Origin of the sequence: Streptomyces sp. NPDC058579 (assembly GCF_042718575.1) — a bacterium.
Taxonomy (GTDB): Bacteria; Actinomycetota; Actinomycetes; order Streptomycetales; family Streptomycetaceae; genus Streptomyces.
In genome coordinates, this window is sequence record NZ_JBHXPI010000051.1 from 33,395 (window position 1) to 45,894 (window position 12,500).

Genomic DNA, 12,500 nt, shown 5'->3' on the forward strand with positions numbered 1-12,500 from the left:
GGCGGCGGCCATGGTCATATAACAAGGGAAGCGAAACCCCCCCGGGGGGGCGGCCCCCACCGCCGCGCCCCCCGCGGTGCGTTGCGTCGCGCTGCCGCCCCAGGGGCTATCGTCGGAGAGGTGAACGACGCCCGGCATCCCGAGGAGCCCATCGTCTGCGCCCGCTGCGGCACGACCGCCGAGACGCTCCCGATGACCTGGACCTGCTCGGTGGAGAACGGCAGCCGCCAGTACATCTGTGACCGCTGCGCCCGCGAGAACATCCGCTCCATCGAGGGCCGGCTCGACTCCACCTGGTGGTGACGGCCGGCCGGCCCTCCCCTCACTCCGCTTCGAGCACCGCCTCGGCCTCCCCTTCGGCCTCCGCTTCGAGCTCCGCCTCGACGAAGCCCGGCAGCCACTCCTCCAGTTCGTCCCGCAGCCGCACCGTCGCGTTCAGCTGACAGAGCACCCCGATCGTGCTCAGCGTCACGCGGTGTATCAGCAGATACGAGGGCGGCAGGTTCAACTGCCTGCCCAGCTGGTGCGCGGGGGAGCGCGGGTCGGCGATCCGGGCGGCCTGCGTCCGCATCCAGCCCCGTGTGAACCCGAACGCCGCGACCTCGGCCGGTTCGATGATCGGCAGCAGGTACTCAAGGACCGCGTCCGGGTCGAGAGCGATGGATTCCTTGACGAAGCCTTCCTCGCGCAGCAGCTCGTACACCGTCTCGGCGTCGCCCTCCAGGGTCAGCCGCAGACACGTGCCGATCGTCTCCGGCAGCCCGCCCGGCAGCCGGTCCACCGTGCCGAAGTCGAGGACCCCGAGCCGCCAGCTCTCCGGGCCGTTCTCCTCGTCACCGCCGACCGGCAGCAGCCGGAAGTTGCCCGGGTGCGGGTCGGCGTGCAGGAGCCCGGTGCGGGCCGGACCGGAGAAGAGGAAGCGGGCCAGGAGCTGACCGGCCCGGTCCCGCTGCTCCTCCGTACCCTCCGCGATCACCTCCGACAGCGGGATCCCGTCGATCCACTCCGTCACAAGGACCTGCTCGCTCTGGTGCACCACGCACGGCACCACCACATCGGGATCGTCCGCGAACACCTCCGCGTGGCTCTGCTGCGCGTGTGCCTCCAGGGCGTAGTCCAGCTCCTCGGAGACCCGGTCGCGCATCTCCGTGATCAGGGGCTTGATGTCCATGCCGGGGATCAGCGGACCGAGCAGCCGGGCGAACCGGCTGAGCTGCGTCAGGTCCGAGAGCAGCGCCTCGCCCGCGCCCGGGTACTGGACCTTCACCGCGACCTCGCGGCCGTCGTGCCACACCGCCCGGTGCACCTGGCCGATGGAGGCGGCCGCCGCCGGCTTCTCCTCGAACTCCAGGAACAGCTCGCGCCACTCCTCACCCAGCCGCTCCTCGAGCACGGCGTGGACCGTCCGCGTCGGCATCGGGGGAGCCGCGTCCTGAAGCTTGGTCAGCGCCGCCCGATAAGGCCCGGCGACCTCCTCGGGGAGGGCCGACTCGAAGACGGACATGGCCTGCCCGAACTTCATCGCCCCGCCCTTGAGCTCCCCGAGCACCTTGAACAGCTGCTCGGCCGTGCGCTGTTGCAGCTCGCGGGCGACCAGCTCGGCGGACCTGCCGCCGATCCGCTTGCCCAGACCCCAGGTGGCGCGTCCGGCGAAGCCGAGGGGCAACGCGGCCAACCTGGCGGTCCGAGTGACCGCCTTCCGGGGAAGATCAGACATACGCCCCTCCAAATCCCAGACTGCCGTGCCACACAGGACCGTTACCCCGCCATTGTGTCGTGTGGCGTTTTGGCCCCCGAGGCAGCATGCTCCCCCTCTCCGCGGCGTCCCGCGCCGCACGGACACGCCGGGTGCGGTCTCATCCGCTCCACGCGCCACTCCAGCAGCGGTAGCGACACCTCCCAGCGGGCTCCCGTGCTCGACGGCAGCTCGCCGTCCAGGAAGGCCAGCGCGTGTGCCGCGGCAAGCCCGGCGACCGTCTCCGCGAGACCCAGATCACAGGCCGGGACCTGCGCGGGCGGGCCCGAGCGCCACTGCGCCAGCATCCGGGGCCACGCAGGCTCGCGGTCCGTCCGCTCCTCCTGCGCGCACCGCGCGCACGCCGTCCCGCCGGGCAGCACCAGTGGTCCGACCACCCCGGTGGCCTCCACCACCCCCGCGTACAGATGCGGGGTGCCCGTCGTGATCCAGCCCTCGGCGGGGACCGGGTCGGGGAGATAGGCGGCGAGGCCGTCCCGGGGAGTCACCACGACGAGTGAGAGCCCCGGCTCCCGGCCGAGCTCACCCGTCACCCGCCGGGGTGCCCGGGGCGGTCGGCCGCCGGGCGCCGACCGCGCCACGAGCCGATGCGCCGCCGCGGCCCGCCGTTCCCCCACCGCCTCGGCAGGCAGCCCGCCAGGCGCCACCTCCCAGGGCCGCACCGAGCCGGAGTCGAGCACGTCCACCCGGCCCACGCCCGAGGCCGAGAGCAGCGCGGCGACCGCGGCGCCGACCCGCCCCGCGCCCCGGACCTGGACCCGCGCCGCCCGCCGCGCGGCCAGGCGCCGCAACGCCCCGTCCGGCTCGGGGTGGGCCACGGAGAGCGAGGCGAGGTCGGCGCGGAGCGGATCGAGCGCGTCGTCCCGCGAGGCCGCGGCGCCCTGCCCGCCCGTCCTGTCCGGCCCGCCTGCCCTACCCGGCCTGCCCGCCGAGGCGTCCGCGATGAGCCCAGCCCTCGCGAGCCGGCCGAGCAGCTCCTCGAGGACGCCGTCCCGCAGCCCGAGGGCCCGGGCCTCGGCTCGCAGCAGCTCGACGCCACGGGTGCCGTCGAGCAGCCCGAGCAGACTGCCGGTGGTCGTGTCGATCGGCCCCACCACGACCGCGTGCGCGGACGTTGCTCCGAACTGCACGCTCCGCAGATCGCGCCAGGCCCTGCGCAGTGCCGGTTTCAGCATCGGATGCATTTCCGCCCCCGTGATCTTGATCGTCGGCTCATTCGCTCGATCGACAGATTGCCCGGGTGTCGAAGCGGGCGCGGAAAGTTGTCCACAGGGGCGGGGAATTAATCATTCAAATGGTGCACGGTGTGACCGGATCCCCGCCGAACCGTCCCGGAGGCAGGACTTCCCCCGCTGACAGCGGGTAACGTCGGGGCCGTGCCCGCCGACCCACAGCGCAGCGTGACCAGCAAGCCGCCCCGCGGTTCGGGGACGAGTGCGGTCGAGGTCCGCAGAAGCTCCCGGCGGAGCAGAACCGTCTCCGCCTACCGCGAGGGCGACCGGACCATCGTGCTCATCCCGGCCCGGATGTCCGAGGCGGAGGAGCAACGCTGGGTGACGGTCATGCTGGACAAGCTCGCCGCCCAGGAGAGCAAGCGGGTCCTCGGGGACAGTGAGCTCACCGAGCGCGCGGAGCGCCTGTCGGACCAGTATTTCGGCGGCCGGGCACGGCCGACGTCCGTGCGCTGGGTGACCAACCAGAACACCCGCTGGGGCTCCTGCACCCCCTCCGAGGGCAGCATCCGGCTCTCGCACCGGCTCCAGGGCATGCCCGAGTACGTCGTCGACTACGTCCTCGTCCACGAGCTGGCCCATCTCCTGGTCCCCGGCCACGGCCCCCGGTTCTGGCGGCTCCTGGAGGCGTACCCGCGCACCGAGCGCGCCCGCGGCTATCTCGAGGGAGTCGTCGCGGCGGAACGCCTGCCGCACCTCCCGGCCGCGCGCGGAGAGTAGCGGGCGGCCGGCTCCGGTCCTGTACCGAATTCGTACCGGCTTGGCTCAATGTCGTCCACAGCCGATAGCCTGACGCGACGTAGACACATTTCGGGATGGGGGACGGTCGTTACGCATGGCCAGGGAATTCCAACGCGGCCACAAGGCCAAGATCAGTGACCTGACACCGGGTACGGACCTGTACGTGGGCGTGCAGATCAACGCACCCGGACTGACCTTCGACATCAGCTGTTTCGGTCTCGACGCGAACGAGCAGCTCTCCGACGACCGGTACTTCATCTTCTTCAACCAGCCGAAGTCGCCGGAGGAGTCCATCCAGCTGCTCGGCGCGCAGTCCGGCGACACGGAGTCCTTCCGGGTCACGCTCGACCGCATCCCGGCGAACATCCACAAGCTGTCGTTCACCGCGACCGTCGACGGCGCCGGCCAGATGTCCCAGATCGGACCCGGCTACATCCGGATCGTGGCCGGCGGCGAAGAGGTCGTCCGCTACCCGTTCACGGGCGCGGAGTTCTCCACCGAGCGCGCCGTCATGCTCGGCGACTTCTACCTCAAGGACGTCTGGCGGTTCGCGGCCATCGGACAGGGCTTCGACGGCGGCCTGGACGCGCTGCTGAAGAACTTCGGCGGCGAGGTCGCCGAGGAGCAGCCCGCAGCGCAGGCCCCGCAGGCCGCTCCCGGGTTCGGCCCGCCGCCGCAGGCCGCCGCGCCGCCCGCGTTCGGCGCGCCCGCCGCGCCCCAGGTGCCCCAGCCCGCCCCGCAGTTCGGCGCCCCGCCGGCCGCCCCGGCCCCGGCTCCCGCCCCGCACGCCCCGGTCCAGCCGATCCACGCGGCGCCCACCATGGCCGCCCCGATGGCTCCGCCCGCCCCGGCTCCGGCGCCCGCGCCGTACGGCCAGCCGCCCCAGGCACCGCAGTTCGGGCAGGTCCCGGGCCAGGTTCCCGGCCAGGCCCCGTACGGACAGCCGCCGCAGCCCCAGTTCGGGCAGGCACCGGGACAGTTCCCCGGACAGGCCCCCGGCCAGTTCCCCGGGGCCCCGGGCCAGGCTCCGTACGGCCAGCCGGCCGGCGTCCCCCAGGGCGCCCCCGCCACGGGTGCCGGGCTCGCCGCCGCGCTCCAGCCGTACAAGGAGACGCCGACCGGGTCCCGTTGGACCCCGCAGAACCAGCAGCTCATGCGGGTCGACCTGCAGATGGGCGGCAATCCCGTCCTCGCCCGCCAGGGCAGCATGGTGATGTACCAGGGCAAGGTCGACTTCAGTCACAAGGGCGCCGGGTTCACCGGCCGCATCGTCGGCAACGCCACCGGTCAGGAGATGCAGCTGATGCGCTGCTCCGGCCGCGGCCAGGTCTTCCTCGCCGAGGAAGGCGCCCACCTGCACCCGATCGAGCTCCAGGGAGACGGCATCTGCGTCTCCGCCGAGAACGTGCTCGCCTTCGACGAGTCCCTCCAGTACGAAGTACGGAGGATCGAGGGCCACGGCATCCCCGGCGGCGCCCTGTTCACCATGCAGTTCCAGGGCACCGGCACCGTCGTCGTCAAGACGCACGGCGTCCCGGTCGTCCTGCCCGTCACGCCGACCACCTTCGCCGACTGCAACGCGGTCGTCGCCTGGTCGTCCGCGTCCCAGGTGATCCTCTCCAGCCAGGTCCGGCTCCGCCGCAACGCGTACCCGGGACACAGCGGAGAGACCGTCAACCTCCAGTTCCGGGGCGCTCCCGGCAACTTCATCGTCGTCCAGCCGTACGAGGTCTGAGGGAGCCCGAAGAATGAACCAGCAACTCGCGGGCTTCGCCCCGACCCCGATGGCGGCCCGGATGGAGAACCACGGGCGCGCGATGCTCAAGGTCGCCATGGCCTCCGGCCAGGACCTGTACGCGCGTACCGGCTCGATGGTCTCCTACGAGGGCTTCGTCACCTACGAGCCCAACCCGCCCGCCGCCCGCCAGGTCGCCCAGCAATGGATCACCGGCGAGGGCGCGCCCATCATGAAGTGCTCCGGCGACGGACTGCTCTACCTCGCCGACTACGGCGCGGACGTCGTCGTGATCAACCTCCAGAACGACTCGCTCTCGGTCAACGGCACCAACCTGCTCGCCTTCGACGCGCACCTCCAGTGGGGCGTCGAGAAGGTCAAGGGGCTCGCCAAGTTCGCCGGGCAGGGCCTGTTCAACGTCGAGATCTCGGGCACCGGCTGGGTCGCCCTGACCTCGCGCGGTACGCCGATCGTCGTCGACTGCGGCCGCGGCGAGGACGAGACGTACGTCGACCCCGACGCGCTCGTCGCCTGGTCGCCGGCGCTCAAGGTCAAGGGCAAGCGCAGCTTCAAGGCCTCGTCCCTGATCGGGCGGGGCAGCGGCGAGGCGTACCAGATGGCCTTCTCCGGCCAGGGCATCGTCGTCGTACAGCCGAGCGAGGACAGCACCGACCGCCTGCGGGTCCGGGGCTGAGGGGGAGCGAGAACACACCATGCAGAGCCCGCTTTTCAACTACGCCGAGCAGCAGAGCCAGGAACGGTACGTCATCCAGAACCCGCAGCTGCTGCGGGTCGCCCTCACCGGGTCGGACGACGTCCTCGCCCGCAAGGGCGCCATGGTCGCCTACCAGGGCCTCCTCGACTTCGACGGCGAGTACCAGACGCCCAGCCAGCGCCGCGCCCAGGCCCGCACCGGTGAGGGCCTCGACCTCATGCGCTGCTCCGGCCAGGGCACGGTCTACCTCGCCAACCTCGCCCAGTACGTCCACGTCCTGGAGATCGAGCAGGAGGGCCTGACCGTCGACAGCGCCTACGTCCTGGCGCTCGACTCGACCCTGCACACCGAGGTCATCGCCGTGGACAGCCAGTACGGCGTCTCCGGCACCGGCAAGTACCAGCTCAACATCTCCGGACGCGGCAAGGTCGCCCTGATGACCTCCGGTCAGCCGCTGATGATGCACGTCACGCCGGACAAGTACGTCAACGTCGACGCGGACGCGATCGTCGCCTGGTCCACCGGGCTGCGGGTGCAGATGCAGTCGCAGACGACGAACTCCAGCGTCCGCCGCCGGCGCGGCGACACCGGCGAGGGCTGGGAGCTCAGCTTCCTCGGACAGGGCTTCGCCCTGGTCCAGCCCAGCGAGGTCATGCCGCCGCAGAACGCCGCCATCGGACAGGGCCTCGCCGCCCAGTTCGGCGCCGGCCAGCACGGCTCGCACGCCCAGAACCAGAACAACGCCTGGAACTGAGCGGACGACACACGGCATGCGTAAGGGGCGGTCGCCCAGGCGACCGCCCCTTACCGCTGTCCTCATGCGCGCGGGTCTACAGCCGCGCGCGCGTGGCCTCCATCAGCCGCACCACCGAGGTGTCGGCCACCGCCGCCACCTCGTCGTACCGGTACCAGCGCAGGTCGAGCGACTCGTCGCTGATCGCCTCCACCGCGCCGGCCGGGGCCAGCGCCGCGTACTGCACGTCCAGGTGCCAGTGGCACGGCGCCGGAATCGGATGCCGGTCGAGCCGCACGGGGCCGCCCGGAAGCAGCGTCAGACCGGGGATCCCGGACTCCTCCGTCGCCTCCCGGAGCGCCGCGTCCGCGAGCGCGGTGTCCCCCGGCTCGCAGTGACCGCCCATCTGCAGCCACATACCCAGCTTCTTGTGCAGGGTCAGCAGCACCCGCCCGCGCTCCGGATCCACCACCAGCGCGCTGGCCGTCAGATGCCCGGCCTCGCAGGCCTTCCACATGCCGTCCGCGTGCGCCGCCAGGTGGTCCAGATAGAGCCCGCGCAGCTCGTCCTGGTCCTCGTACCTCTTCAGTACGAGGACCGCGTCGTCGTGCAGGCTCACTTCTTGCCTTCGCCCTCGTCGTCGCCGTCCCGCTGAGCGGCCTCGCCCAGCATCTTGTCGAGCTCCGAGAAGTCCAGCTGCTCGCGGTGCACGAAGCCGTCCGGGTCGTCCAGGTCGGACGCCGTCGGCAGCATGTCCGGGTGCTCCCACAGGTGGTCGCGGCCGTCGACACCGCGCGCGTCCGTGAGCGAGGCCCACAGCCGCGAGGCGTCGCGCAGCCGGCGCGGACGCAGTTCGAGCCCGATCAGCGTGGCGAAGGTCTGCTCGGCGGGACCGCCGCTCGCCCGGCGCCGGCGCAGCGTCTCACGCAGCGCGTCCGCCGAGGTCAGCCGGGACTTCGCGGCCTCGTGGACCACCGCGTCCACCCAGCCCTCGACCAGCGCGAGCGCCGTCTCCAGACGGGCGAGCGCGGCCTTCTGCTCGGGGGTGTCCTCGGGCTGGAACATGCCCTGCTGGAGCGCCTCCTGCAACTGCTCCGGGTGCGTCGGGTCCAGCTGGCCGACGGCCTCCTCCAGCTTCGAGGTGTCGACCTTGATCCCGCGCGCGTACCCCTCGACCGCGCCGAACAGGTGCGAGCGCAGCCACGGGACGTGGGCGAAGAGCCGCTGGTGGGCGGCCTCCCGCAGGGCCAGGTAGAGCCGCACCTCGTCCTTGGGGACGCCGAGGTCCTTGCCGAAGGTCTCGATGTTCAGCGGCAGCAGTGCCGCCTTGCCGGCCGGGCCCAGCGGCAGACCGACGTCGGTCGAGCCGACGACCTCGCCCGCGAGCGCGCCGACGGCCTGGCCGATCTGCTGGCCGAACATGGCGCCGCCCATCGACCGCATCATGCCGATCAGCGGGCCCGCCATGGCCTGCATCTCCTCGGGGAGCACATCGCCCATGGCCGTGCCGACCCGCTCGGCGACCGGGTCGACCAGCTGCTGCCAGGCCGGCAGCGTCGCCTCGACCCACTCCGCGCGGCTCCACGCCACGGCCGTGCTCGCGCCCGACGGCAGCGAGGTCACACCGTCCAGCCACACGTCGGCCAGGCGCACGGCCTCCTCGACGGCGGACTTCTCCGCCGGACCCACGCTGGCGTCCTTGACGCCGTCGGAGGTGCCCTGCGCGACGACCTGGCGGGCGATCTGCTTGGCCATGTCCCAGTTCACCGGACCGCCCTCGTACGAGAGCATCTGGCCGAGCTGCTGGAAGGCGGCGCCCAGGTCGTTGGGGTTCAGCGAGCCGAACATCGCGGCGAAGGGATTGTCCGCGCCGCCGAGACCGCCCATGCCCGGCAGACCGCCGAAGCCGAACGGATTGGCCCCGAACGCGTTGCCGCCGCCCTGGTCACCGGACCCCTGGCCACCTCCGGCGGGGTCCTTCTTCTTGCCCTCGTCGCCGTTCTCCGGCTCCTCCGGCGGAAGGCCGAATCCGAATGGGGTGTCACTCACAGGTTTCCTCGGCTCGTAGGGCCGCCGGCTTCCTGCCGACGGCGGCTTTCCTGGCGCGGCTCGATGCCCGACTCCACACCACCAGCGTAGACATCCGGGCCGGATATGGGCTCGGTGCTCCGCCGGGCCGTGGCCTGCGGCAGGATGGACGCCACCTGGTACGTACGCGTCATTCGGGTACGTACTGAAGACAACCGCTGGAGACGCCCGGTGAGTTCCCCAGATCCTCAGGTTCGCGCAGCGCGAAACCACTCGACCCGGTCCGCCGGGCGCGGCCCCGTGGTCGCGGTCACCGGTGCCGCCTCCGGGGTCGGTGACCTGCTGACCAGGCGCCTCGCCGGGTCCGACGAGATCAAGCAGGTCATCGCCATCGACGAGCGCCGCGGCGAGGTCTCCGAGGCGCAGTGGCACATCCTCGACGTCCGCGACCCGGCCATCGCCGAGAAGCTGCGCGGCGCCGACGTGGTCGTGCACCTCGCGGTCGACCTCGACCTGGAATCGGACGCCGCCGCCCGAACGGCCTACAACGTGCGCGGCGCCCAGACCGTCCTGACGGCCGCCGCGGCCGCGGGCGTGCACCGGGTGGTGCTCTGCACCTCCGCGATGGTCTACGGCGCGCTGCCCGACAACGACATCCCGCTCTCCGAGGACGCCGAGCTGCGGGCGACCGCCGAGGCAACCGGCGTCGGCGACATGCTGGAGATCGAGCGGCTCGGCCGCCGCGCGCCCCGCGCCCACCCCGGCCTCCAGGTCACCGTCGTCCGGCCGGCCGTCCTGGTGGGCGGTACGGACACGGCCCTGACCCGCTACTTCGAGTCGCCCCGGCTGCTCGTCGTGGCCGGGTCCCGTCCCACCTGGCAGTTCTGCCACGTCGAGGACCTGGTCAGCGCCCTGGAGTACGCGGCCCTGGAGAAGGTCGACGGGGAGTTCGCGGTCGGCTGCGAGGGCTGGCTGGAGCAGGAGGAGGTCGAGGAACTGTCCGGGATCCGGCGCATGGAGCTGCCCTCCGCCGTCGCGCTCGGCGCCGCGGCCCGGCTCCACCGGATCGGGCTCACGCCCTCCCCGGCCGGGGACCTCGCGTACACGATGCACCCCTGGGTGGTCAGCGTCGGACGGCTGCACGACGCGGGCTGGCGGCCGAAGTGGACGAACGAGGAGGTGCTCGCCGCGCTCCTGGAGGAGGTCGAGGGCCGGCACACCGTCGCGGGCCGCAGGCTCGGCCGCAAGGACGCGACGGCGGCGGGAGCGGCCGGTGCGACGGTGGCGCTGCTCGGCACGGCGGCCCTGGTCCGCCAGATGCGGAAGCGGCGCGGCATGTAGCGCGGCATGCAGCGCGGCCGCCGGCGCGGCACGGAGCCCCACGAGCTGTAGGACCCTCCTACGGAGGGTCGGGACCACCGGTCGAAACCGCTATTCCACGATGTCAGTCCGGTACGGCACCATGGGCGTATGGCACGCACCCATGACCACCCCGGCGAGCAGACGGCGGCCGACCCCATCAAGCTGCTGGCGATCCGTGACACCCCGCTCTCGCTCGACGAGGTCTTCCGGGCCGTCGGCGACGAGGCGGCAGGCGGCACGACGCTCTTCGTGGGCACGGTGCGCAACCACGACGGCGGCGCGGACGTAGACGAGCTGGGGTACTCCGCCCACCCCTCGGCCCTGGACGAGCTGCGCAAGGTCGCCGAGAAGGTCGTCGCCGACTATCCCGTCTGCGCCCTGGCCGCCGTGCACCGCGTGGGCGACCTCCAGATCGGCGACATCGCGGTCGTCGTCGCGGTCTCCTGCCCCCACCGGGGCGAGGCCTTCGAGGCCAGCCGCAAGCTCATCGACGACCTCAAGCACCAGGTCCCGATCTGGAAGCACCAGAGGTTCTCCGACGGCACCGAGGAGTGGGTCGGCGCCTGCTAGCAAGGCGCCGCGCCGACGTCGCGTAGTCGAACGCCCGATTTGCGTAACCGACCCCCTGGCAGCAGCGTTGATGCTGCAGATCGATAGTCTGCTGATCGGCCGGTTCCGGTCGGTTGCGGTCGCTCATTGGGGATGGGAGGTCGGGATGGCAGCGCTCGCTTGGTTGCTGATTCCGCTTTTCGCAGTCGTCGGCGCGGCGATATGGGGGAGCTGGGCCCAGAGGAACAAGACCACCGGAGACGTGGCCGAGCTCGCCGGCTACGCACGGTTCAGGGACGCCATGGAGCGCTCCCACGCCGGCATCGACGGTGCCGCCCGCGAGCTGACTCCGCAGCTGACGCACATGACGCAGATGGCTCAGGTGACGCCGGAGATGGCCCCGGCGGCCGCACCCTCGTCCGCCAGTACGCAGTAGCCACGGCTCCCGCCGAGTCCCGGTCGCCGGCCGCCTCGTACGGACCCGCCCCACGGGTGCACTCACAGACCGGTCCCGTACTGTCGTTCCATGCCACGCCGCACCGCGACGATGCTCGCCTCCACCCTGGTCCTGATCACGCTGCTCTGTGTGGGCGTCCTGGTCCCGGTCCCGTACGCGGAGATGAGCCCCGGTCCGACGGTCAACACCCTCGGTGAGGCGCGCGGTGAGCCCGTGCTCCAGATCTCCGGTCGCAAGACGTACCCCACCGACGGGCACCTCAACATGACGACCGTCCGCGTCACCAGCGCGGACTACCGGATGAACGCGGTCGAGGCGGTCTTCGGCTGGCTCGCCCACGACAACGTGGTCGTCCCCAAGGAGACCCTCTATCCGGACGGCAAGACGGAGGAGGAGTCGAGCCAGGAGAACGCCGAGGAGTTCAGCCAGTCCCAGGAGAGCGCCAAGGTCGCCGCCCTCGGTGAGCTGGGCATCCCGGTGACCACCCGGGTCGTCGTCGCCTCCGTCGTCAAGGACAGCCCCGCCCAGGGCGCGCTGCACGCCGGGGACGTCATCAAGGCCGTGGACGGCGTCCCGGTCAAGGAGCCCGGTGACGTGGCCAAGCAGGTCACCACGCACAAGCCGGGCGAGAAGGTCGAGTTCACGATCGTCCCGGCCAAGGAGGCGGCCGCCGCCGAGAAGGCCGGCAAGGAGCCCACCGCCACCCAGAAGGTCACCGTCACCACCGTGAAGTCCCCGGAGGGCGACCGGGCGATCGTCGGCATCCAGGCCGGCACCGACCACGTCTTCCCGTTCACGATCGACATCAAGCTCGCCGACGTCGGCGGCCCCAGCGCCGGGCTGATGTTCGCGCTCGGCATCGTCGACAAGCTGACGCCGGAGAGCCTCACCGACGGCAAGTTCGTCGCCGGCACCGGCACGATCGACGAGAAGGGCAAGGTCGGCCCGATCGGCGGTATCGAGATGAAGCTCGTCGGCGCCCGCCAGGCCGGCGCCGAGTACTTCCTCACCCCGGCCGAGAACTGCGACACCGCCGCCTCCGACATCCCCGACGGCCTCACCCTGATCAAGGTGAACACCATCGACGACGCTACGAAGTCGCTGGAGAAGCTCCGCAAGGGCGACACCAAGAACCTGCCCAGCTGCTCGAAGAGCTAGAGCCAGGGGAACGACGCCGTACGCACGAGGGGGC

13 protein-coding genes are annotated in these 12,500 nt (G+C 71.8%); 9 read left to right on the forward strand and 4 right to left on the reverse strand.

Annotated elements, in window-relative coordinates:
- The first annotated feature begins 120 nt into the window (after window positions 1-120).
- Window positions 121-303, forward strand: coding sequence for a hypothetical protein (locus ACFWRO_RS33090; RefSeq protein ID WP_384517080.1), 183 nt, complete (start codon window positions 121-123; stop codon window positions 301-303).
- Between the two features lie 19 nt (window positions 304-322).
- On the opposite strand, the gene ACFWRO_RS33095 is transcribed toward ACFWRO_RS33090, so the two are convergent.
- Together ACFWRO_RS33095 and ACFWRO_RS33100 are read right to left on the reverse strand one after the other, a co-directional pair.
- Entirely contained in the window at window positions 323-1,717 is a 1,395-nt protein-coding gene (locus ACFWRO_RS33095; protein ID WP_384517083.1) for an ABC1 kinase family protein, read from the reverse strand.
- A gap of 41 nt (window positions 1,718-1,758) precedes the next feature.
- Window positions 1,759-2,940 (reverse strand): TOMM precursor leader peptide-binding protein, encoded by a 1,182-nt coding sequence (locus tag ACFWRO_RS33100; protein WP_384517086.1) that lies wholly within the window; start codon window positions 2,938-2,940, stop codon window positions 1,759-1,761.
- A 192-nt stretch (window positions 2,941-3,132) separates the two neighbouring features.
- On the opposite strand from ACFWRO_RS33100, the gene ACFWRO_RS33105 reads away from it, so the two are divergent.
- From ACFWRO_RS33105 to ACFWRO_RS33120, 4 genes are all read left to right on the forward strand, one after another.
- The gene (locus ACFWRO_RS33105) at window positions 3,133-3,708 is read left to right on the forward strand and encodes a M48 family metallopeptidase (protein WP_384517089.1); all 576 of its coding nucleotides are present in this window, start codon (window positions 3,133-3,135) and stop codon (window positions 3,706-3,708) included.
- Between the two features lie 115 nt (window positions 3,709-3,823).
- Window positions 3,824-5,464 (forward strand): TerD family protein, encoded by a 1,641-nt coding sequence (locus ACFWRO_RS33110; protein WP_384517090.1) that lies wholly within the window; start codon window positions 3,824-3,826, stop codon window positions 5,462-5,464.
- A gap of 13 nt (window positions 5,465-5,477) precedes the next feature.
- Window positions 5,478-6,158 (forward strand): AIM24 family protein, encoded by a 681-nt coding sequence (locus ACFWRO_RS33115; protein ID WP_384517093.1) that lies wholly within the window; start codon window positions 5,478-5,480, stop codon window positions 6,156-6,158.
- Window positions 6,159-6,177: 19 nt separating this feature from the next.
- Window positions 6,178-6,933: an AIM24 family protein gene (locus ACFWRO_RS33120; RefSeq protein ID WP_384517095.1), complete on the forward strand. Its 756-nt coding sequence runs from the start codon at window positions 6,178-6,180 to the stop codon at window positions 6,931-6,933.
- Window positions 6,934-7,009: 76 nt separating this feature from the next.
- Here the strand turns inward: ACFWRO_RS33120 and ACFWRO_RS33125 are convergent, their stop codons facing one another.
- A complete protein-coding gene (locus ACFWRO_RS33125; protein ID WP_384517098.1) occupies window positions 7,010-7,531 on the reverse strand; it encodes an NUDIX hydrolase in 522 nt (173 codons plus the stop codon).
- The gene (locus ACFWRO_RS33130; protein ID WP_384517101.1) at window positions 7,528-8,961 is read right to left on the reverse strand and encodes a zinc-dependent metalloprotease; all 1,434 of its coding nucleotides are present in this window, start codon (window positions 8,959-8,961) and stop codon (window positions 7,528-7,530) included. Before ACFWRO_RS33130 ends, ACFWRO_RS33125 begins: the two co-directional genes overlap by 4 nt.
- 210 nt (window positions 8,962-9,171) lie before the next feature.
- On the opposite strand from ACFWRO_RS33130, the gene ACFWRO_RS33135 reads away from it, so the two are divergent.
- From ACFWRO_RS33135 to ACFWRO_RS33150, 4 genes are all read left to right on the forward strand, one after another.
- The gene (locus ACFWRO_RS33135; protein ID WP_384517104.1) at window positions 9,172-10,281 is read left to right on the forward strand and encodes an SDR family oxidoreductase; all 1,110 of its coding nucleotides are present in this window, start codon (window positions 9,172-9,174) and stop codon (window positions 10,279-10,281) included.
- A 129-nt stretch (window positions 10,282-10,410) separates the two neighbouring features.
- Window positions 10,411-10,872: a molybdenum cofactor biosynthesis protein MoaE gene (locus ACFWRO_RS33140; RefSeq protein ID WP_384517106.1), complete on the forward strand. Its 462-nt coding sequence runs from the start codon at window positions 10,411-10,413 to the stop codon at window positions 10,870-10,872.
- Window positions 10,873-11,017: 145 nt separating this feature from the next.
- Window positions 11,018-11,287, forward strand: a complete 270-nt coding sequence (locus ACFWRO_RS33145; protein WP_384517114.1) for a hypothetical protein — start codon at window positions 11,018-11,020, stop codon at window positions 11,285-11,287.
- A gap of 90 nt (window positions 11,288-11,377) precedes the next feature.
- Entirely contained in the window at window positions 11,378-12,466 is a 1,089-nt protein-coding gene (locus ACFWRO_RS33150; protein WP_384517109.1) for a PDZ domain-containing protein, read from the forward strand.
- Window positions 12,467-12,500: the final 34 nt, after the last annotated feature.